Source organism: Bacillus capparidis (assembly GCF_017832095.1).
Classification (GTDB): Bacteria; Bacillota; Bacilli; order Bacillales; family Bacillaceae; genus Bacillus; species Bacillus gobiensis.
The window spans coordinates 1068962-1088745 of sequence record NZ_JAFDST010000001.1; the positions used below are offsets into that span (position 1 = coordinate 1068962).

Genomic DNA, 19784 nt, shown 5'->3' on the forward strand with positions numbered 1-19784 from the left:
AATTTCTCAGCAGTCTGTTACCTAATTCATTTATCTTATGCTATACAATTCAACGATAATCAGATTAAGATATTGGAAACAACTATAGAGGACTTTAGCTAATATGTCATACTGTAAACGTCCCCATATTTTAACTCCGTACATTTTATCACACTATCCCTTAACTCTCAATTCACGTTCTTGTTAATGATCCCTGTTCCCAATTAATTCACACAGTTCGGTTAACAATTCTTTTTCGAGAGAAAGCTCATATAAAAGCCCTTTAGCCGATTGGATATGATCATTTAGCTTTTCCTTTGCTCCCGTGAGAGTAAGCATTGAAGGATAGGTAGTTTTTTCATTGGCTGTATCAGAACCGATTCGTTTTCCTATTTTATCTTCCGAGCCTTCAAGATCCAAAATATCATCGCGGATTTGAAAAGCAATCCCGATATGAAATCCGAATTGACGAAGCCTTTCGATTTCCACATTTGGGGCATCGGATAAAATGGCTCCAGCTACGATACTAAAGCTTAAAAGCTTAGCTGTTTTCATCGCATGAATCGCCTCAAGCTCAGCAGGAGTTACTTTCTTTCCTTCGGCTTCCATATCCGCAACCTGCCCCCCTACCATTCCTTCAGCACCGATGGCAGCAGAAAGCTCTTTGATAAGGGCAATCCGCTTTTCTGCGGAAACCATATCAAGTGTCGCAATCACTCGAAAGGCTTCAGTTAATAAACCATCGCCGGCGAGAACAGCAGCAGCTTCGCCAAACACCTTATGATTTGTCGGCTTTCCCCTTCTTAAATCATCATCATCCATGCAAGGAAGATCATCATGGATAAGGGAGTACGTATGAATCATTTCGACTGCGCATCCGATCGGCAATCCTTGTTCTTCATTTTTTCCATACGCATGAAGCAATGCAAGAACAAGAATCGGACGCAGCCTTTTTCCTCCCGCCTCTAATGAATAAAGCATCGATTCCTTTAATATGGGTGGTGCATTTAATTGTTTTACATAAATCGGGAGATGGTGTTCGATTGTTTCTTTTCTCGTCCGAAGAAATTCCTGTAAATTAACTGCCACCTTTTTCATCCTCCTGTACATGAAAAGGTGCAAGCTCACCATCTTCCTTTAAAATGGAATCCATTTGTTTTTCGACCGTTTGCAGCTTGGTATGGCAAAGCTTCGACAGGGTCATGCCTTCCTGAAAATACTCGATCGCCTTTTCTAAGGGAACATCACCTTCTTCAAGCTTACCTACAATTTCCTCAAGCTCCTTCATTGCTTGCTCAAACGTTTTTTCCGAACTGTTTTTATCATTCGTCGCCACTCTTGACTTCCTCCTCTTTCCCTAAGACCTCACAAAGAAGGTTTCCATCGTTCATTTTTATCTTCAACCTGTCATGCAATTGGACGTTCTGCACGCTCTTTGCTATTTCCTCATCTTTATATACTAGGCTATAGCCCCTTTGCATTATGTGAAGCGGACTTAAAACCTGTAGTTTTCCTAAAACAGATTGGAACTGAGAACTGTTCTCCCTAATCACAGAAGACATCGCTCGTTTCAACGTGGCTGTCTTTTCCAGATATGCTTTTTCTGCTTGGTCCAGACGGTGTTTAGGATGATGGGACGACAGTCTATAGGATTCCCGTTCCAGCTTCATTTTTTTCCTATCAAGCAAGTCAGCTGCTTTTTTTTGCAAACGGTCAAACATGAGATCGAACTGCTGCTCCTTTTGTTCAAAAAGCCTTTTCGGATATTTAAAAGCATAAGAGGATTGCAAAGAGTGCAGGATTTCCTTTTCCCTTTTTACTTTTTGCTGGACGTCTTTTAACAACGTCGTCCGAAGCATTGCTATTCGTTCCATTAACTCAGTCGTATGCGGTACCGCAAGCTCTGCAGCACCGGTAGGCGTCGGGGCCCGAAGATCCGCAACAAAATCGCTGATCGTATAATCAGTTTCATGCCCTACGGCAGAGATGACTGGAATCTCAGAAGAAAAAATCTCCCTAGCCACAATTTCTTCATTAAATGCCCATAGCTCCTCGATGGATCCGCCGCCTCTTCCGACAATTAATACGTCACACAGCTTCGCGGCATTCGCCTTTTGGATATGGCCCGCAATCGACTGACCAGCATTTACGCCTTGCACCAAAGCAGGATAAAGGATTGTTTTTGCGAGAGGATATCTCCTTTTAATCGTGATGAGGATATCTCTTATGGCTGCACCGGTAGGAGATGTTATGATTCCTATAGTGGCGGGAAATCGTGGAATTGGCTTTTTGTGGCTTTCATCGAAAAGACCCTCTTTTGCAAGTTTATTTTTTAGTTCTTCGTATGCAAGATAAAGGGCTCCGATCCCGTCTGGCTGAATTTCTTTCGCATATAGCTGATAGTTCCCGCTCGGCTCGTATACTGAGATTCCCCCTCTGACGAGCACCTTCATACCTGATTCTGGCGTAAAGCTTAAGTCTTTATTTTGTCTCGCAAACATCACTGACTGTATACGGGCGTTCTCATCTTTCAACGTAAAATAAATGTGCCCGCGGCTATGGATTTTCACATTTGAGAGCTCGCCTTTAATCCAGATATTTTCAAGATGGGGATCTACATCAAACTTTCTTTTAATATATTTTGTCAATGCAGTGACTGTGACGTAAGCAGGTTCACTCAATAGCAGACACCCCCCTCTACTTAAGGAGCAGTCCATCTGCCGCCTGAACAGATGGACTGCATCGTATTACATTCTGTTCTTTGCTGATTTTACTGTATTATGGGCAAGCATCGTAATTGTCATTGGACCAACTCCCCCTGGTACAGGAGTAATATAGGATGCTTTTTCTTTCGCTGCTTCAAAATCTACATCTCCGACAAGCTTGCCTGAATCCAAGCGATTGACACCAACATCAATTACAATCGCGCCTTCTTTGATTTGATCAGCAGTCAGAAAATGCGCTTTGCCGACTGCTACAATCAATATATCTGCTTTTCTTGTATGGGCTCCAATGTCTTTTGTTCTGGAGTGGCAGAATGTAACCGTCGCATTTTCATTTAATAGAAGCTGACCGACCGGTTTTCCAACGATGTTGCTCCGCCCGATGACGACAACTTCCTTGCCAGATAAATCCGTGTTGGTTTTTTTCAACAATTCTACAATCCCTGCAGGAGTGCATGGCAAAAACGTCTCTTCTCCGAGAAGCATTTTTCCGATATTTAACGGATGGAAGCCATCGACATCCTTTTCAGTAGAAATACGTTCGATAACCGCCTTTTCAGATATATGTTTAGGGAGTGGCAGTTGAACAAGTATGCCGTGAAAACTGTCATCTTGATTGTACTGGTCGATTAAAGAGAGCAGCTTGTCCTCTTCAATCGTATCTTCCAAATGATCAAGCTTAAAATGCATACCCATTGTCTCTGCAGCTTTCTTTTTTCCTCTAACGTAAGAAAGAGAGGCCGGATCATCGCCGATTAAAATGACGACAAGACCTGGAGTTACTCCTTTTTCTTTTAGCCGGCTAACTTCTTCAGCCAGCTGCTGGCGCATTTCCTTTGCCGCTTCTTTTCCGTCAATAATTGTTGCAGTCATTGTGCTTTCCTCCTACTGGATTTATAGTTCTGAATGAATACTGGATAGAACACCGTTAATAAATTTGGCAGACTTGTCATCGCCAAATGATTTCGCAAGTTCAATGGCTTCATTTATCGTTACGTTGGCCGGTATATCTTCTTGATACAGCAATTCATAAACAGCTGTTCTAAGAATCACACGGTCTACATTTGCAATTCTGTCAAGCTTCCAGTTCACGAGATGCTTTGAAATCAAACGGTCTATCTCCGTTTGATTAGTTACTACACCGTGAACAAGGTTTTCAAAAAAAGCATCGCTTTCTGCACCATCCAATGCATGTATCATTGCATCTTCGGATTCAATATCGCTCAGGTCGATTTGAAATAATGCTTGTAATGCCTTTTCTCTGGCCAATCTTCTTTTCATTTCATTTCTCCTTTGATAATGCCTATCTTGTCCCATTCCATGCGATCATACAGAGATCATACCATATTTTTTTCAGCACCGCATGGAAAGATCGAACGGCATTAAACGTAAAAGCTATTATCGAAAATGTGGTAAACCAGCTTTTTACAGCCTCAGATCAACCAGCAAATAAAGAACCAAAGGGACAGACACCCCTTTGGTTTCCTTACACTTCCTGGTCTATTTCCGTTTCGCTCGTTTTGTTGTCAAATTGGATACCCACCACATGAATGTTGATTTCCTTGATGGCAAGTGCTGTCATATTTAAAAGCGCTTGTCTTATGTTATCCTGTACGGCATTCGCTACTTTAGGGATAGATACTCCAAAGATCATGACACAATACACTTCAATAATAATCCCATCTTCAGTTAAATCAACCTTTACTCCTTTGCGATGGTTCTTCTTTCCGAAGCGCTCAGCAACTCCGGCTGCGAAATTACCGCGCATTTCAGCTACTCCTTCAACCTCATAGGCGGCAATTCCGGCAATGACCTCAATCACTTCAGGAGCGATTTCCACTTTACCAAGTTGATTTTCTTCATCATTCATTTCTAACAAATTATTTTCTTTCAAGGTCTTCACCTCCGAAAATATTTCATTGATTGCCCATCACGTCATAGGTTTCTAAAAACTTGGTATTAAAGGCTCCGCTGACAAAAGTTTCATGCTCCAATAATCGTAAGTGGAACGGGATGGTTGTATGGATGCCCTCAATGACAAATTCGCTTAATGCGCGCTTCATTCTAGCAATCGCTTCTTCTCTCGTCCTGCCATACGTAATGACCTTTGCGATCATACTGTCATAATAAGGCGGAATGCTGTAACCAGGATATGCAGCTGAATCAACACGTACGCCAAAACCGCCTGGAGGCAGATACATTTTAATCTGACCTGCTGAAGGCATAAAATTTTTCTCCGGGTTTTCAGCATTAATCCTGCATTCGATTGACCAGCCATTAAAGGTGACTTCAGATTGCGAAATACCGAGCTTTTCGCCGGAAGCAACAGCAATTTGTTCTTTTATCAAGTCCACACCTGTGACTTGTTCCGTAACGGGATGTTCTACTTGAATCCGGGTGTTCATTTCCATAAAGTAGAATTTTCGCTCATTGTAATCGTAGATGAATTCAACCGTTCCTGCACCTGAGTAGTTAACCGCTTGGGCAGCTTTTACCGCAGCTGCTCCCATCTGCTCCCTGGTTTCTTCATTTAAAGCAGGTGATGGAGTCTCTTCCAGAAGCTTTTGAAGCCTTCTTTGAATAGAGCAGTCGCGTTCGCCAAGATGAATCGTATTCCCGTAGTTATCGGCGAGAACCTGAATCTCAACATGTCTGAAATCCTCTATGTATTTTTCAAGATATACTCCTGGATTTCCGAACGCAGTAGCCGCTTCCTGCCTTGTAATCTTAATCCCATTAATCAGCTCTTCTTCGGTGCGGGCAATACGTATTCCTTTACCTCCCCCGCCTGCAGTTGCCTTTATAATAACAGGATACCCAATTTCACCTGCAATCGAAACCGCTTCTGCCTCATCTTTTATTATTCCTGTTGAACCAGGTACAATAGGAACGCCAGCTTCTTTCATCGTTTCCCTTGCGACGTCTTTAGTTCCCATCTTGTTAATCGCTTCTGCGGATGGACCGACAAATATGACGTTGCATTCTTCACAAAGCTCGGCAAAATCGGCATTCTCAGCTAAAAATCCATATCCTGGATGTATAGCATCTGTACCCGTCAGCTTTGCAACACTTACTATATTCGTAGGGTTTAAATAGCTGTCCTTCGAAGCAGTAGGTCCGATGCAGAATGATTCATCCGCCATTTGAACATGAAGCGCATCGTTATCCGCTTCGGAATAAACAGCAACGGTTTCAATCCCTAATTCTCTGCACGCACGAATAATTCGTACAGCAATTTCTCCTCGATTGGCAATTAATAGCTTCTTTATCATCTGACTTCTCCTTACTCTGCTTTTACAAGAAATAACGGCTGTCCGTATTCCACCAATTGGCCATTTTCAACTAAAATGTCAACAATTTCTCCTTTGACATCAGCTGTTATTTCATTAAATAGTTTCATCGCTTCAACAATACATACAATGCTCTCTTCTTCAACCTTGGATCCTTTACTCACATATGCATCGGATTCCGGATTGGAAGACGTATAAAAGGTTCCTACCATTGGAGATTTGATTTGGTGCAGGTTTTCATTTGTCTCTTTCGCTTCATTATTCACAGGTGCCTCTTGCGGGGCAGCTTGTGCTTCAGGATTGGTTTGCTGCGGGACAGGCGCATGCGTAACAGGTGCCGGAGCAGCAGTCTGGATCACTTCTGCGCCCTTTTTCCTTAGCTTTATCTTCGAACCTTCGATTTCATACGAAAATTCATCAATTGAAGATTTATCAATTAATTTTATTAATTCGCGTATTTCTTCTATTTTCAGCATTATTACAGCACTCCTTGGATTTTCCAGTCATTTTATAGTCTAGTACTAAAAGTACATACTATTATTATCTTACAGGAGAGATTATCCGAATTCAACTTCCATTAAAAAAACTCCGTGTCTTGAAAACGGAGTTCTCTTTTCCTTACTTTTCCGGTTCAAATGCGACATTTACATTCCCATCTTGTCCTGTTTCCTTTTGGACAAGGTCAACGATCTTTATTACGGCTGTTTTTGAATGTTCTTTGGCTCTTACAGTCACATTCACATCATTACCGGATGCAACAACAAAGGCATCACCGTATCCTTCCGTTTTTATTAATGTTTCAAGTGTTTCTTCCGTTATTTCTTCATCATCCAATTTCTTCATCATATCGACTGCTTCACTTTTTTCTTCTGCAGTTGCTTCATCGCTCATCGCTATTTCATTATAATCTTCTTTTTGCTTGCTTCGTTTGTCTTGTAGACTCAAGCGAAAGTTTGTAAACGCATCGTCACTTGCCTCAGTCGTAACCTCTGCACCTTCTTCACTATCCTCTTTAGACGTATCCTTGCCTTCTTTTCCTTCTTTACCTTCCTCTTCTTTCATTGGTTCTTCTTCGGTTGTTCCTTTTTGTTCATCAGTTGTTCCTTTTTCTTCTGTGTCTTGTACGTCGCCTTTATCTTCAGCCGGAGCCTTTTCCTCCATAGCCTGTTTTCCTTCTTCGACATTATCTACTGGAGCAGACAAATTATCATCTGGAGACATAATATAATAAACACTTAATACGACGACAAGACTAAGCATGGTTAACAGCCAAACCGTTTGTTTCTTTAACATCATTTATGAATCCTCCTTCATTTTTTTCGGTGCCACCTGCACTCTGTGGCTGGGAACATCCAGCACCCGAGTGACAGCATCAATGACTGTCTTCTTTATTTGAACGTTGTCCACTCCTTGAGCAACAACGAGAACACCCCTTATTTCAGGTTTTTTTGTTTGGACAACTACCGGAATTTCTTCATCGCCCTTTTTAATCATGACAATCTGTTCGTCCGCTGATTGATCTGTCACGACTCTTTTTCCGCCTTCTTTATCAGTTTCTTCTGTTGTTTGGGTTTGATTTTTTTTGTTTTTTTCATAAACTTTTAATGAGGTAGCATCGACATTGACCATGATCGAGACATCTTCTACGCCAATGACCGTTTCCAAAATCTCTTTCATTTCATTTTCATATTCTTGTTCATAGTCTTCAATTGTTTGATTCGTCTCATTTCCCTTGTCTGGTTTAAATACTTCTTTTTCCGCAGGCTTAGTATCTGATGATGCACTGGGTAGCATTGAGGATGCTTCTTGCTGTGACCCTTCTGGAGAAGAGAACATTTGATTCATGAGCATAAAGGAAATGCCGAGAATAAAAGCGATCAGGAGATAATGGTATTTTGTTAGCTTGGCCTTCTCTTCGTTTTTAGTTCGATTTGGAAAAAAAAGATGTTTGATCCGCTCGCTCCAATTCGGCTTATCCATCTTTCTTCACCTCTCCTCCTTCCAGAATGACGGTTACCTTCCCAGGATCCACTTCCCACGTTTCTGCGAGTTGATTTTTCATTGCTTCTGCTTCTTTTTTTTGAAAAGGGCTGATGCGGTTTTCGTTTCCTCCAATTTCGACTGGTGCAACTGACGGAATTGTTTCTTCTTCTGTCTCTTTTGTTAAATGAACGATAATTTGTTTAACATCTTCTGCGGAATTCAATTGGCTGCTTGTTTCAATATCTAGCTTTTCAATTGTGTAATTGCTTTCTATAAGGGGCTTTTTTGCTTCATTCTTTAATTGGACAGCCATTTGTTCTAAAATATATGCACGTGAGGCAGCTTGTATTTCTTTTTTTTCATCATTCAGCTGATTTTTTATATTTTCGGATTGAGCTTGTCCACCAGCTGTCAATTCATCGTATATTTTTTCAGGATCGGCATGAAATATAGAAAAAATCGGCTGCAGCAAGACAAGGATCAATAAAAGGCTGATAATCATCTTTACATATTTTTGCATCACGGAATTTGGAAGAAGCAGATCGATCACGATTGCAAGCAGAATAAATACAATGATATTGGTTAGCCACTCTGTTAAAAAGCTCAATTTCCAGCCCTCCTACCTGACCATCATTGTTAAATTTCCCGCAGTAATGATGACCGTTATGCATAAGAAAAACATGAGAGATACGATGGCGAGCGCCGCAAAAATATAGATCACACTTCTTGAGATTATATCCAGGCATGAAATCACCGGCCCCCCGCCAAGCGGCTGCAATATCGCGGCTGCGACTTTATAAATCAAAGCGAGGGAAAGGACTTTTATTGCAGGAAACGCAGCGATGACTACGAGAATGGCAACACCAATAATGCCGACTGTATTCTTTAATAAAACAGAAGCACTGACAACAGTGTCCGTCGCGTCAGTGAACATCCTTCCTAAAACCGGAATAAAATTCCCGGTAATAAACTTTGCTGTTCGCAAGGTAATGCCATCCGCAACTGCCGCAGAAGCCCCTTGAACGGAAATCACACCCAAGAAAACGGTGAGGAAAATGGCAAGTGATCCAATCGCGATATTTCGAAGCAGCTGAGCGAGCTGAGTGACTTTGTACTGATCGGTCATCGTACTGACAATGCTCAGGATAGCCGAAAGAAAAATCAAAGGAAGTATAATATGCTGAATAAACATCCCGCTCGTATTCATTAAAAACAGAATGACTGGATGAAAAAATGTCGCGGATGCGATTCCTCCTGAAGAAGCCATAAGCGCGAGCAATAGAGGAATAATAGCAAGAATGAACCCTGTCATCGACTCAATTGCCTGATTTGCATAGGTGATAGCGACGTGAAAGCTGTTTAACGCCAAAATAATTAAAACCATATATACGATGGCGTAAGCGACTTTGCTGACAGCACTTTGCTGAAAAGCATTTTGCAGCAGCTGAAGCAGCACACTAAAAATCGTTAGGAGGATTAAGGTTCCCAGCAACTTTCCATTTGCAATAACCTCGTGAAACAAATAAGCAAACAGTGCTTTACCCCATTCTCCCGGAGAAAATTTCTTATCCCCATTCACAAATTCGAGCAGGCTCCCTTTTTGGCTTTCGGGTAAAAATCCGCCGTACTCTGTTAATATCATGTTCCAGTACTCCCCAACGGAATCGAGATCCAAGGATTCTGATTGTTTCTTAGCAATCGCTTCGGCTGATGGCTCTTCTGCCGCCGTATCCTCTTCTTCGGGGGAATCCTTGTCCAACTCACTGCTTCCGGAGCCTTGTTCTGCATGAACTATCGGATCGAACGAAAACAGAAAGAGTGAGCTTAGTATACAAATGAAAATCAAGCATTTCTTCATACTTGTCCCCTACTCCCGGTTTAAAATGCAGGAATGAGCCCGATAACGGTTTCAATGATGACAGTCAAAATTGGTATCGCCATTGTCAAAATCAATATTTTTCCGCCAAGCTCAATCTTTGATGCGATTGCGCCTTGGCCGGCATCCTTCGTCAGCTGTGCGCCGAATTCGGCAATATAGGCGATGCCAATAATTTTTAGAATCGTTTCCATATACATCATATTGACATTTGCATTCACCGCGATTTTCTCAATCATTCGAATGAGCTCGTAAATTTGATCAACAAGATATAAAAAAATGGCGCATCCGGTAAAAACAACTATCATAAAGGCAAATGTCGGCTTTTGCTCTTTTACAATCAACGAAAGAAAGGTGGCAATCAGACCTAGCCCAACTATTTGGATGATTTCAATAGGGATGACCCCCTTAGCCCTGGAATAAAAATACGGCTCTTATCGTTCGAAACAGATCGTCCACAATCGAAGCCACCATAAACAGAATATAGATGAAACCGAGCAGCGTGACCCACTGTGCATATTCTTTTTTTCCCATCTGATCGAGTATGGTATGAAGGAATGCAACAACAATCCCTACCCCTGCAATTTGAAAAATGATATTTACATCAATCCCCATAAATATGCTTGCTCCTCCCGCATCTTACATCAAAATTAAAATTAGCAACAATCCCGTAAGAAACCCCAAGCTTCGCACCATTTTTTCATATTTTCCTTGGACTATGCCTGCTTCTTTTTCTTCGGCTTCAAGATGAGTGAGCGTCAGCCGAATATGCTTTTGCTGAGATTCTCTATCATGCAGGCCCAAAGTTTCGCCAAATTGCTTCAAAACCTCTATCTCACTTTGTTTTAAGGATGTCTTGTGTTTAATGCAGGCAAGACTTTCTTCCCATGCCTTGCTTGCCGTGTCTTCCCCCTTCATCAATCGATCTGAAAATCCGGCAAAAAGAGTTGAAACCGGGTCCGGTGTCTGGGTCGCTATTCGGGCAGAAGCTATATTTAATGGAGAGAAGCCGTACATGATTTCTGCTTCCAATGACTGGAGTGCGTACATTAACTGGCGGATTTGCTTTGTCCTTTCACTGTACGTTTTTGAATATTCATATCCCATCCATGTGGTCGATAAGACGATAAACACTGCTCCTATGAGCTTTAGCATGTCCATACACCAGGTGAGCTGGCCAGCGGCTTACCTTCCTGATTTAGTATTGAAACAACCGAACCGGGTCCGCGCTTTCTTGAAAGCTCTACAAATCGATCAAATACTCTGTTTTCCCATAATATTTTTAACGAAGGCCTCTTGATTAAATCTTGAAGGGAAAATCCATGGGCCGATACGATAATAGACACACCGGCGTGCATTGCTTCAAGAATAGCTCTCGAATCTTCAACTCTTCCAATTTCATCTATGATAATGACGTCCGGGCTCATTGAACGGATCATCATCATCAGCCCTTCCGCTTTCGGACAGGCATCTAAAACGTCCAGCCTGTTTCCGAATGTATGCTGGGGAACCCCGCTGACACACCCTGCAATTTCCGACCTCTCATCAACAATGCCGACCTTTTTAGCAGGAATCTGTCTCCTACCGGTGCTGATCAGCCTCGCTAAATCCCTGAGCAGCGTGGTTTTTCCAGTTTGCGGAGGACCTATGATCAATGTATTTAACCAGCCATTTTCAAACAAATCATTGACATAGCGTTCGGAAATCCCGAGCTTTTGCCTTGCAACACGGATGTTGAAAGAAGATATATCCCGCAATCCCTTCACGTGTCCTCCTTCTACGACGACTCTTCCTGCTAGTCCGACCCGATGCCCTCCCCGAAGTGTCACATATCCTTTTTTCAGTTCTTCCTCCAACGTATACATACTGTAATTGCTGAGTCTGCCAATGATCATTGAAGCATCCTTGATCGTTGACACATATTTTAAAAAGTACGGATCGCCATTAGAAACCAATTCAACCGGTTGATTTGACCGTATTCTGATTTCCTCGATCGCATTCAACTTGGCTTCGGGCAATTCGTTCAATTCATTTATGATGTGTTCAGGGAGTATCTCTAGTATTTCTTTCATTAGATGCCTCCTTATTTTAATAACATATGATGCCGGACACGAAATATGCCAAGCTTAATCGGCACTAGGTTATTTATAAATACCGGCAAGAATAAACAGGACGCCAATTCCTATTAATATCAGCTTTGCATAGGAAAGCTGTTCTGAGAGCTGATAGATTCCAATGCTCATTGTCACAATGAAAATCAAAGGCCCGATAATTGCAAGCATACTGTTTATGACAACCGCCTTGCGCACATCATTGACGACCAGCATACAAAGAGCAGCAGTTAATTCGATTACGGAAGAAATCACTCGCAGTACAGCCATAGAAAGAACGGTCTGATCAACTTGTCCAAGAAATAATTTTTTCATATCTACCTCCGTTTTTACTATAATCTATGCGTGTAATCGGAAAAGTAGTCTTCCTTCTTCTCTTTCAGAAACAAAGTCAAAAAAAGCCGGCTTAGCGACGAAAACGTCACTAAGCCGGCTTGGCAGGATAGCGATATTAAAATTATGCTCTTGAAACGTATGAACCGTCAGATGTGTTCACAACCAACTTATCACCTTGATTCACAAAGAATGGAACGTTGACGACAAGGCCAGTTTCTGTTGTTGCAGGCTTTGTGCCTCCTGAAGCCGTATCGCCTTTGATACCCGGTTCCGTTTCTACGACTTCAAGCTCAACCGTATTCGGCAGCTCAACTCCAAGAGTTTCACTTTCATACATCACGATTTGGACAGACATATTTTCCAGCAGAAATTTTAGCTCATATTCAATTTGCGTAGCATTAAGCTCGATTTGTTCGTAGCTCGTCGTATCCATAAATACGTGCTGGTCTGCATTTGCATATAAGTATTGCATCGTTTTTGTTTCGATTTGTGCTCTTGCTACTTTTTCTCCGGCACGAAAAGTTTTTTCCTGGATTGATCCCGTGCGGAGGTTTCGAAGCTTAGAACGGACAAAAGCCGCTCCTTTTCCCGGTTTAACGTGCTGGAAATCTACGACTCTCCAGATGCCTCCATCAACCTCTATCGTTAAACCTGTGCGAAAATCATTTACTGAAATCATTAATTATCCTCCTATATCGCTTTACATCTCTTATAAAATGATTAATTCTTTCGGGGAATGAATTAAGGACGTGTTCCCGTCTTCCGTCAATACAATATCATCTTCGATACGGACCCCGCCGAGACCGGAAAGATAAATGCCCGGTTCAACTGTGACGACCATTCCCTTTTCAAGCTCCCATTCTGACTTTATCGAAAGGGCTGGATTCTCATGGACCTCCATCCCGAGACCGTGGCCTGTAGAATGCCCAAAGTACTCTCCGTATCCCTTCTCAGCTATGATACTCCTTGCTAATGCATCTGCCTCTTTTCCGGAGATGCCCGGTTTTATATGCTTCCTGGCATGCAATTGGGCTTCCAAGACAACCTGATAAATTTCTTTCAGCTTATCTGAAGGCTTCCCAACGCTTACTGTTCTTGTAATATCTGAACAATAGCCCTTATAGTAAGCACCATAATCCAATGTTACAAAATCACCTGGTTCAATGATCTTATCACTGGCTACTCCGTGAGGAAGGGCTGACCTCGCTCCTGAAGCAACTATCGTGTCAAATGAAGACTCAGATGCTCCAAGCTTTCTCATATAAAATTCAAGCTCATTAGCAACTGAAAGCTCGGAAATTCCCGGCTTAATAAAGGTCAAAATGTGGCTGAATGCTTCGTCTGCAATCTTGGCAGCTTCCTCTAATATCTTAATCTCTTCAGGTGTCTTAATCAAGCGCAATTTCTCTACCGTTTGGGAGGTAGGAACAAAATTTGCATCAGGATATTGTTTTAAATATGCTGCATATGTACCATACGTCATTTTGTCTTGTTCGAAACCGATTGATTTGATCCCCATATCCTTCATCGTTTCAACAGCTTTTTTTGTCAGATTGCCCTTATGCTCAATAATTTCAAACCCGTCAATTTGCTCATTCGCTTGATCCATGTACCTGAAATCGGTAATAAAGGCAGCCCGGTCCTTAGAAACGACAGCTAATCCTGATGAACCTGTAAAGCCTGTCATATAACGAAGGTTGACAGCGCTTGTAATCAATATACCATCAATGTTCCAATCGTTAAAAATACTTCTTAGCTTCTTTACTTTTCCCATCAATCTTTTCCCCCCCAGTTCTCAGTTAAGTATGATAATGCGAGCTTGTAGCTGTCAAAACCAAATCCCGATATTTGCCCCTTGCAGACAGCTGCTAATACTGACTGATGCCTGAACTCTTCTCTTTGATGGATATTAGTAATATGTACTTCAATAACAGGAAGACTGGACCCTGCAATGGCATCCCGAATTGCATAGCTGTAGTGAGTAAAAGCCCCTGCGTTTAAAACCACGCCAGCGTAATGCTTTTCCGCTTCGTGAAGGGAATCAATGATATCCCCTTCATGATTGGATTGAAAAAAGGTGACTTCAAAGTTTTTCTCTTCAGCGAATCGAAACAATCCGTGCTCCAAATCGTCCAACGTCTGGTTCCCATACTTATCAGGTTCCCTTTTTCCGAGCTGATTTAAATTCGGTCCATTAATGACTAAAAAATGAGCCAACCTTTTTCTCTCCTTATATATAAAATAAAATGTCCACTTCTGTGAACATTTTATCATACTAAACTTTGTAAGAACACTATTCCGAAGATTGTCCAAGCGCCCGTTTCAGCTTCTCGGAATTGAGCTCGTTATAGTCAAACGAAATGGAGTACCCGACAAATAAACCGAAGAGAAGATATAAACAAAAGGAAGAGATGAGCGTCTCGCTTTTCAGCTCATTAATTGAAGCGAGTTCCGGAAAGAGTGGATTAAAGAGAAAAAACACGATCGCCCATAGCATTACACCGTAAATTAATCCCGCCCACATGCCTTTAATTCTTCGAAAAAATAAATAGTAAAGGAGTGCGGCACCAATCCCTAAAACCCCAATAATAATGATGCTGATGAAGGTACCCATCAGCTTGTTTTTCCAATCCCCAAGGATAAAAGGCTGCAGCAGCATATTCGGGCTGATCTCTGAAAAACGAAAAAGGGAAAAGAGATAACCAATCAAACTCAATCCTGCTCCGCCAATAAAACCTGTCAATACAACTCGGCCGAGAATGAGGTTTGGCTTCCCCCTCTGATCCTTCTCACGATTTATTGATACAGCTTTTTTTTCTTCATGATCCATGTATAACACCTCCAAAAGTAGCATGCCCTCAAACATGAGCTTTCATGATTTTTTTGTAGGATGATGTGTAAAAATTTCTGATCAGGGTACACTAAAAAAAGTACCAAAAATTATAAGGTATCAATCTAGAGGTTTCAAACCATTTCCTGTAGAATATACTCATAAGAAACACTATAAATATTCTAAATAGGTAGGTTGATGTCTAATGGCAAAAACTAACAAAAAACCTGCTTACGGCGGTCAAGCAGTCATCGAAGGAGTTATGTTTGGCGGCAGACATCACTATGTTACCGCTGTGCGCAGAACGGATCAGAGCATTGATTATTTCAAGCTCCCACGCAAGTCCAGCTCATCACTTACCGCTTTACGGCGAATTCCATTTATTCGAGGAATCGCAGCCATCATCGAAGCGAGTGCAAATGGGACGAAACACCTAAATTTTTCATCGGAAAGATATGAAGTTCATCCCGATGAGGATCAGAAAATAAATGAAGAAGAAAAAAGCTCAAAGCTTACAATGATTTTTGGCCTGGCTGTACTAGGAGTGCTATCCTTTTTATTCAGCAAATTTATTTTCGTTTTAGTTCCAGCCGCTTTGGCACATCTGACAAAGCCTATTTTTTCTTCAGATTTCTCGCAGGTTATGGTGGAATCTTTTTTGAAGTTGATGCTTTTGCTCGGCTACATTTATGTTGTCTCTATGACACCGCTCATTAAACGAGTTTTCCAATATCATGGGGCAGAGCATAAAGTCATAAACTGTTACGAGAAAAACCTCCCGATAACTGTTGAGAACGTGCAAAAGCAATCCAGGCTGCATTACAGATGCGGCAGCAGCTTTATTCTCTTCACTGTTATCGTGGGGATGTTCGTTTACCTGCTTGTTCCGACAGACCCTCTTTGGATTCGTTTACTGAGCAGGATTGCCCTGATTCCGGTCGTACTTGGAATCTCTTTTGAAGTTTTGCAGTTAACGAATAAGGTTCGGGAAGTACCTGTATTAAAGTTCCTCGGATATCCAGGACTTTGGCTGCAATTGCTCACGACAAAAGAACCTTCGGACGATCAGGTTGAAGTCGCAATCGCGAGTTTTAACGAGCTTCTTCGGATGGAAGAAGAGACAGATGCGTATAAAAAGGACATTGTGATTTAGGAAATAAGGTGCTGATTAATTAGGGAGGTGGATGAAAATGAATCGACTTATACAGCCGATTATCGGGGTTATTATTGGTTTGGGAGCGATTGGCATTATTTATTCATTGGTTACTAGTCCGGGACAGTTTGCCTGGTCGCTCTTCTATATAGCAATCGGAGCATGTATTCTGTTTTTTGTGTTGCGATATTTCTTGACTGGCCGAATGGGAACAGACGGTGCAGCTTATAAGAAAGCTGCTAAGCAATCAGCCAGGCGTTTTCAAGATAAAAAACCGAAACGATCAGCCAAAAATCGTCACTCTCACTTAAGAAGCATTCCTAATCCAAATGCAAAACCGCTTGTGATTCGCAAGAAAAGCAAAACGCAGCTCACCGTGATCGAAGGCAAGAAGAACAAAAAGAAAAAGAGAGCTTTATTTTAATAGCTCCATTGTTTTAAAAAGCTCTCTGTTTTCAATTTTCCAAGCTCAATAAGCGCTTCTTTTTTCTCATCTGTCATTGAAAAATCGGTAGCCATTACGTGATCTGCCGGAATAAAAATAATGTTTTTTTCATGTCTGGATGCGATATGCCTTGCATCATGGGCATCTCTCATCGTTTCAAAAAGAGCACCGAATAACTCAAATGCATGTTTGATTGAGTTTTTTGGTCGCTCTTTTTCATTTGCTGTTAAAGTCACCCCAATGACCGGCCTTTTTTTATGCTTAGAAAAAAGCCATATAGGAAAATTGCTCAGAACCCCGCCATCTACAACAATACTTTGCCCTTGATTCGACTGCAGTTTTACAGGTTCAAAGAAATAAGGAAGGCTGCAGCTCATCCGTATAGCCCGTGCCACTGAAAAGCTATCTGGATTTAATCCGTATGACGGCAGGTCATCCGGCAAAACCATTAGTTTTCCGTTAGTTAAATCGGAAGCAATCACTCTTAACGAATGTGGCCTTAAATCTGAAAATACAGTAACCCCTTTGTTCTTAAGCTTGACACTTAACCAGTTTTCAAATGTATCCCCTTTATATAAGCCAAGACGCCAATAGATTGATATCCATCGAAGCGCTTTAAATGGCAAGTATGGGAAAGGCTGATCCAATAAGATGTCATTATTCAATTCTTTCAGAAGCGCGATCATCTCTTTACTCGTATAGCCCGCAGCAATAAAAGCTGCGACCATTGAACCTGCACTTGTCCCCGCCACTCGAACGAAGCGAAACCCTTCGTTTTCAAGCACTTTATATGCGCCTGCTAACGCAATTCCTTTAGCTCCTCCACCAGAAAAAACGCCATCTATATACATACATGGCCCTCCCCTTTTCTTCTCCTACAATCATTTTAGGAAGGTTAAGATCAAAATAGACCAGAAAGAAAAGAGGCAAAAAGTTAAAAGAATTATAAAAAGCATGCTCATTTAAGAACATGCTTACTGGTTTTCTTGCTCGTTATTTTTCTGAACCGTTATTAATTGTTCAACTCTCTCACGGTCTTCTTCGAAATATTGGACCAAATCACCAATTCGATCGATACTGTTCCAGCTGAGATGATGTTCAATTCCTTCAACATCATGGTAGATCTTCTCTTCGTCTACACCAATGATTCGTAAAAACTGTTCTAGCAATTCATGTCTATAAACAAGCCGTTTTCCTATTTTATTGCCTTTAGGCGTAAGAACGAGGCCGCGATATTTTTCGTATACAAGATACTCATCTTTATCTAGTTTTTGAACCATTTTTGTAACAGAGGAGGGATGCACTTTCAAAGCTTCTGCTATGTCTGAAACCCGCGCATAGCCTTTTTCTTCAATTAAGATATAAATTTGTTCTATGTAATCTTCCATACTAACTGTCGGCATATTACCCCTCCATTAAGCATCGCCTGCGGTAAGAAATCATTACAAGTGTACACTATAGGTACTTAAAAAACAAGAAAATGCGATAAAGTGATCATTCATTCAGTGAGGGTTTTTATTAATCATCATACAATAGGTCACCCTCTTTCATTTTCAAGGTGACCTAATTGCGTGATAAACCTAATGGGGCTTATCTTTTGTAGTTCCATTTATCTGTTGAATATTTATCTGCTGCAATTTTTAATACTTCTTTTTCTTCTTTCTCATTCAGTTCATAAGGCTCCAGTGTCACATTCAACCCTTTTTCAAAGCCAGTTTTGAAGGCTTTCCTCGCGTCTTCGATAGTAACAGGATTTTCGATTAGCTCGTTAATGGCGACTGCTTTCTTTTTAAAGCTTTTTTGCATTCTTTCCTTTACACGCTCATTCGGGTACAAAAACAAATCAAACAGCTTATCTTCATCAAGATCAAGCAGAATCGATCCATGCTGAAGGATGACGCCCTTTTGCCTTGTTTGTGCGCTTCCTGCCACTTTTCTTCCTTCAACGACCAGCTCGTACCATGAAGGAGCGTCAAAGCAAACAGAGCTCCTTGGATTTTTCAGCTCTGCTTTTTCTTTGTCAGATCGCGGAATTGCAAAATAAGCATCAAGCCCAAGCTCACGAAATCCTTGCAGAATCCCTTCGGAAATCACCCGGTATGCTTCAGTAACGGTGGTTGGCATTTCAGGATGATCCTCTGGGACAATCACACTGTACGTGAGCTCTTGGTCATGGAGCACGCCTCTTCCTCCCGTTGGCCTTCTGACAAAACCAAGATTGTGATCTTTCACAGCATCAAAATTAATTTCCTTATGTATGTTTTGAAAATAACCAACAGAAAGCGTTGGCGGATTCCATCCGTAAAAGCGAATCGTAGGCGGAATCAGTTTTTGGCTGTTCCAATTTAATAGCGCTTCATCAAGAGCCATATTATAAGCGGGTGATTGAAAACCCGAGTCAATAAATCTCCATATTTCTTTTTCCATTGTTTCCCCTTCTTTTTAACAGACTACTTTAAGTCTATCAAATTCTCGAGCGAAACTAAAATAATTTCAACCTTTACTGGTGACAATTGTTTTATGCTTTACTATAATAGAAGTTGTCTATCTTATCTATTTTCTATAATAGGCTAAAAGCGTGTAATAAAAGGAGTATGAAACAAGCATGAATTATCTCATCCTCATCATTCTTTGTGCGGCAATTATTATTTACTCTGTCGTTACATATATTTATCAACAACGAATCATGAAAACCCTAACAGAAGAAGAATTCCGCGCAGGCTACAGGAAAGCCCAGCTGATCGACGTGCGCGAGCCGAAGGAATACGAAGGCGGACATATTCTCGGTGCAAGAAACATTCCATTATCACAGCTTAAACACAGAAAAGCAGAAATCAGACCTGACAAGCCCGTCTACATTTACTGTCAAAACAATGTCAGGAGCGGACGTGCAGCTCAAACCTTACGTAAAAACGGCTGTAGAGAAATATACAACCTTAAAGGCGGTTTTAAGCAATGGAATGGGAAAATTAAGAAAAAGGGTTGATTTTTTGTGAGTGGCTTTGTTCCCACTCTCTTTTTTGTAGTTCTCCGTAAATCATCCATTTACTCTCTTTAG

The 19784-nt window shown here is 41.3% G+C and carries 27 protein-coding genes; 3 read left to right on the forward strand and 24 right to left on the reverse strand.

Translation table 11 applies throughout. The annotated features are described in order from the left end of the window. Positions 1-183 precede the first annotated feature (183 nt). From JOC74_RS05365 to JOC74_RS05465, 21 genes are all read right to left on the reverse strand, one after another. Positions 184-1068, reverse strand: coding sequence for a polyprenyl synthetase family protein (locus tag JOC74_RS05365; RefSeq protein ID WP_376773337.1), 885 nt, complete (start codon positions 1066-1068; stop codon positions 184-186). After that, positions 1058-1315 carry an exodeoxyribonuclease VII small subunit gene (locus JOC74_RS05370; RefSeq protein WP_225970344.1) on the reverse strand — a complete coding sequence of 86 codons (258 nt, stop codon included), beginning with the start codon at positions 1313-1315 and terminating at the stop codon, positions 1058-1060. Before JOC74_RS05370 ends, JOC74_RS05365 begins: the two co-directional genes overlap by 11 nt. Continuing rightward, positions 1302-2660, reverse strand: coding sequence for an exodeoxyribonuclease VII large subunit (gene xseA, locus JOC74_RS05375; RefSeq protein WP_245212793.1), 1359 nt, complete (start codon positions 2658-2660; stop codon positions 1302-1304). Before xseA ends, JOC74_RS05370 begins: the two co-directional genes overlap by 14 nt. Before the next feature lie 66 nt (positions 2661-2726). After that, entirely contained in the window at positions 2727-3575 is an 849-nt protein-coding gene (folD, locus tag JOC74_RS05380) for a bifunctional methylenetetrahydrofolate dehydrogenase/methenyltetrahydrofolate cyclohydrolase FolD (protein WP_053603330.1), read from the reverse strand. 21 nt (positions 3576-3596) lie between these two features. Then, complete coding sequence (nusB, locus tag JOC74_RS05385) at positions 3597-3983, reverse strand: transcription antitermination factor NusB (protein WP_053603331.1); 387 nt, start codon at positions 3981-3983, stop codon at positions 3597-3599. Between the two features lie 205 nt (positions 3984-4188). Beyond that, positions 4189-4596 carry an Asp23/Gls24 family envelope stress response protein gene (locus JOC74_RS05390; RefSeq protein ID WP_053603332.1) on the reverse strand — a complete coding sequence of 136 codons (408 nt, stop codon included), beginning with the start codon at positions 4594-4596 and terminating at the stop codon, positions 4189-4191. Positions 4597-4618: 22 nt separating this feature from the next. After that, the gene (accC, locus tag JOC74_RS05395) at positions 4619-5974 is read right to left on the reverse strand and encodes an acetyl-CoA carboxylase biotin carboxylase subunit (protein WP_053603333.1); all 1356 of its coding nucleotides are present in this window, start codon (positions 5972-5974) and stop codon (positions 4619-4621) included. Positions 5975-5985: 11 nt separating this feature from the next. Continuing rightward, entirely contained in the window at positions 5986-6468 is a 483-nt protein-coding gene (gene accB, locus JOC74_RS05400; protein ID WP_053603334.1) for an acetyl-CoA carboxylase biotin carboxyl carrier protein, read from the reverse strand. A gap of 142 nt (positions 6469-6610) precedes the next feature. Next, positions 6611-7285 carry a SpoIIIAH-like family protein gene (locus JOC74_RS05405; protein ID WP_211086106.1) on the reverse strand — a complete coding sequence of 225 codons (675 nt, stop codon included), beginning with the start codon at positions 7283-7285 and terminating at the stop codon, positions 6611-6613. A 3-nt stretch (positions 7286-7288) separates the two neighbouring features. Next, positions 7289-7972 carry a stage III sporulation protein AG gene (spoIIIAG, locus tag JOC74_RS05410; RefSeq protein ID WP_053603335.1) on the reverse strand — a complete coding sequence of 228 codons (684 nt, stop codon included), beginning with the start codon at positions 7970-7972 and terminating at the stop codon, positions 7289-7291. After that, positions 7965-8582 carry a stage III sporulation protein AF gene (spoIIIAF, locus tag JOC74_RS05415; RefSeq protein WP_053603336.1) on the reverse strand — a complete coding sequence of 206 codons (618 nt, stop codon included), beginning with the start codon at positions 8580-8582 and terminating at the stop codon, positions 7965-7967. Before spoIIIAF ends, spoIIIAG begins: the two co-directional genes overlap by 8 nt. 12 nt (positions 8583-8594) lie before the next feature. Continuing rightward, the gene (gene spoIIIAE / locus JOC74_RS05420) at positions 8595-9833 is read right to left on the reverse strand and encodes a stage III sporulation protein AE (RefSeq protein WP_053603337.1); all 1239 of its coding nucleotides are present in this window, start codon (positions 9831-9833) and stop codon (positions 8595-8597) included. A gap of 20 nt (positions 9834-9853) precedes the next feature. Then, positions 9854-10252 carry a stage III sporulation protein AD gene (spoIIIAD, locus tag JOC74_RS05425; protein ID WP_082363862.1) on the reverse strand — a complete coding sequence of 133 codons (399 nt, stop codon included), beginning with the start codon at positions 10250-10252 and terminating at the stop codon, positions 9854-9856. A gap of 7 nt (positions 10253-10259) precedes the next feature. After that, positions 10260-10466 carry a stage III sporulation protein AC gene (gene spoIIIAC, locus JOC74_RS05430; protein WP_053603339.1) on the reverse strand — a complete coding sequence of 69 codons (207 nt, stop codon included), beginning with the start codon at positions 10464-10466 and terminating at the stop codon, positions 10260-10262. 24 nt (positions 10467-10490) lie between these two features. After that, positions 10491-11006: a stage III sporulation protein SpoIIIAB gene (gene spoIIIAB, locus JOC74_RS05435; protein ID WP_053603340.1), complete on the reverse strand. Its 516-nt coding sequence runs from the start codon at positions 11004-11006 to the stop codon at positions 10491-10493. Continuing rightward, the gene (gene spoIIIAA / locus JOC74_RS05440) at positions 11000-11923 is read right to left on the reverse strand and encodes a stage III sporulation protein AA (RefSeq protein ID WP_053603341.1); all 924 of its coding nucleotides are present in this window, start codon (positions 11921-11923) and stop codon (positions 11000-11002) included. Before spoIIIAA ends, spoIIIAB begins: the two co-directional genes overlap by 7 nt. Before the next feature lie 69 nt (positions 11924-11992). Then, complete coding sequence (locus JOC74_RS05445; RefSeq protein ID WP_053603342.1) at positions 11993-12277, reverse strand: YqhV family protein; 285 nt, start codon at positions 12275-12277, stop codon at positions 11993-11995. A gap of 142 nt (positions 12278-12419) precedes the next feature. Continuing rightward, positions 12420-12977, reverse strand: coding sequence for an elongation factor P (gene efp / locus JOC74_RS05450; protein ID WP_053603343.1), 558 nt, complete (start codon positions 12975-12977; stop codon positions 12420-12422). Between the two features lie 30 nt (positions 12978-13007). Continuing rightward, positions 13008-14072 carry a M24 family metallopeptidase gene (locus JOC74_RS05455; RefSeq protein ID WP_053603344.1) on the reverse strand — a complete coding sequence of 355 codons (1065 nt, stop codon included), beginning with the start codon at positions 14070-14072 and terminating at the stop codon, positions 13008-13010. Then, positions 14072-14515, reverse strand: coding sequence for a type II 3-dehydroquinate dehydratase (gene aroQ, locus JOC74_RS05460; protein WP_053603345.1), 444 nt, complete (start codon positions 14513-14515; stop codon positions 14072-14074). Before aroQ ends, JOC74_RS05455 begins: the two co-directional genes overlap by 1 nt. 76 nt (positions 14516-14591) lie before the next feature. Continuing rightward, on the reverse strand, positions 14592-15128 hold the full coding sequence (locus JOC74_RS05465; protein WP_053603346.1) for a YqhR family membrane protein: 537 nt from the start codon (positions 15126-15128) through the stop codon (positions 14592-14594). Between the two features lie 205 nt (positions 15129-15333). Here JOC74_RS05465 and JOC74_RS05470 point away from each other — a divergent pair, with 205 nt between their 5' ends. Together JOC74_RS05470 and JOC74_RS05475 are read left to right on the forward strand one after the other, a co-directional pair. Further along, positions 15334-16281 (forward strand): DUF1385 domain-containing protein, encoded by a 948-nt coding sequence (locus JOC74_RS05470; RefSeq protein ID WP_053603347.1) that lies wholly within the window; start codon positions 15334-15336, stop codon positions 16279-16281. Positions 16282-16318: 37 nt separating this feature from the next. After that, the gene (locus tag JOC74_RS05475) at positions 16319-16705 is read left to right on the forward strand and encodes an SA1362 family protein (protein ID WP_053603348.1); all 387 of its coding nucleotides are present in this window, start codon (positions 16319-16321) and stop codon (positions 16703-16705) included. Here the strand turns inward: JOC74_RS05475 and JOC74_RS05480 are convergent. The 3 genes from JOC74_RS05480 to lipM form a co-directional block, all read right to left on the reverse strand. After that, positions 16702-17577: a patatin-like phospholipase family protein gene (locus JOC74_RS05480; protein ID WP_211086067.1), complete on the reverse strand. Its 876-nt coding sequence runs from the start codon at positions 17575-17577 to the stop codon at positions 16702-16704. The genes JOC74_RS05475 and JOC74_RS05480 overlap by 4 nt on opposite strands. A gap of 123 nt (positions 17578-17700) precedes the next feature. Further along, a complete protein-coding gene (mntR, locus tag JOC74_RS05485; protein WP_053603350.1) occupies positions 17701-18129 on the reverse strand; it encodes a transcriptional regulator MntR in 429 nt (142 codons plus the stop codon). Positions 18130-18316: 187 nt separating this feature from the next. Further along, positions 18317-19153, reverse strand: a complete 837-nt coding sequence (lipM, locus tag JOC74_RS05490; RefSeq protein ID WP_211086068.1) for an octanoyltransferase LipM — start codon at positions 19151-19153, stop codon at positions 18317-18319. Between the two features lie 178 nt (positions 19154-19331). Between lipM and JOC74_RS05495 the strand changes: the two genes are divergently transcribed. Beyond that, positions 19332-19712, forward strand: coding sequence for a rhodanese-like domain-containing protein (locus tag JOC74_RS05495; RefSeq protein ID WP_053603352.1), 381 nt, complete (start codon positions 19332-19334; stop codon positions 19710-19712). Positions 19713-19784: the final 72 nt, after the last annotated feature.

Coding starts and splice junctions, on each gene's coding strand:
- spoIIIAA (WP_053603341.1), bottom strand. CDS start 11,923: ATGAAAGAAATACTAGAGATACTCCCTGAACACATCATAAATGAATTG.
- JOC74_RS05475 (WP_053603348.1), top strand. CDS start 16,319: ATGAATCGACTTATACAGCCGATTATCGGGGTTATTATTGGTTTGGGA.
- JOC74_RS05455 (WP_053603344.1), bottom strand. CDS start 14,072: ATGGGAAAAGTAAAGAAGCTAAGAAGTATTTTTAACGATTGGAACATT.
- JOC74_RS05445 (WP_053603342.1), bottom strand. CDS start 12,277: ATGAAAAAATTATTTCTTGGACAAGTTGATCAGACCGTTCTTTCTATG.
- spoIIIAE (WP_053603337.1), bottom strand. CDS start 9,833: ATGAAGAAATGCTTGATTTTCATTTGTATACTAAGCTCACTCTTTCTG.
- JOC74_RS05405 (WP_211086106.1), bottom strand. CDS start 7,285: ATGTTAAAGAAACAAACGGTTTGGCTGTTAACCATGCTTAGTCTTGTC.
- spoIIIAG (WP_053603335.1), bottom strand. CDS start 7,972: ATGGATAAGCCGAATTGGAGCGAGCGGATCAAACATCTTTTTTTTCCA.
- accC (WP_053603333.1), bottom strand. CDS start 5,974: ATGATAAAGAAGCTATTAATTGCCAATCGAGGAGAAATTGCTGTACGA.
- spoIIIAB (WP_053603340.1), bottom strand. CDS start 11,006: ATGCTAAAGCTCATAGGAGCAGTGTTTATCGTCTTATCGACCACATGG.
- accB (WP_053603334.1), bottom strand. CDS start 6,468: ATGCTGAAAATAGAAGAAATACGCGAATTAATAAAATTAATTGATAAA.
- JOC74_RS05480 (WP_211086067.1), bottom strand. CDS start 17,577: ATGTATATAGATGGCGTTTTTTCTGGTGGAGGAGCTAAAGGAATTGCG.
- folD (WP_053603330.1), bottom strand. CDS start 3,575: ATGACTGCAACAATTATTGACGGAAAAGAAGCGGCAAAGGAAATGCGC.
- JOC74_RS05465 (WP_053603346.1), bottom strand. CDS start 15,128: ATGGATCATGAAGAAAAAAAAGCTGTATCAATAAATCGTGAGAAGGAT.
- lipM (WP_211086068.1), bottom strand. CDS start 19,153: ATGGAAAAAGAAATATGGAGATTTATTGACTCGGGTTTTCAATCACCC.
- JOC74_RS05470 (WP_053603347.1), top strand. CDS start 15,334: ATGGCAAAAACTAACAAAAAACCTGCTTACGGCGGTCAAGCAGTCATC.
- spoIIIAC (WP_053603339.1), bottom strand. CDS start 10,466: ATGGGGATTGATGTAAATATCATTTTTCAAATTGCAGGGGTAGGGATT.
- mntR (WP_053603350.1), bottom strand. CDS start 18,129: ATGCCGACAGTTAGTATGGAAGATTACATAGAACAAATTTATATCTTA.
- JOC74_RS05495 (WP_053603352.1), top strand. CDS start 19,332: ATGAATTATCTCATCCTCATCATTCTTTGTGCGGCAATTATTATTTAC.
- efp (WP_053603343.1), bottom strand. CDS start 12,977: ATGATTTCAGTAAATGATTTTCGCACAGGTTTAACGATAGAGGTTGAT.
- nusB (WP_053603331.1), bottom strand. CDS start 3,983: ATGAAAAGAAGATTGGCCAGAGAAAAGGCATTACAAGCATTATTTCAA.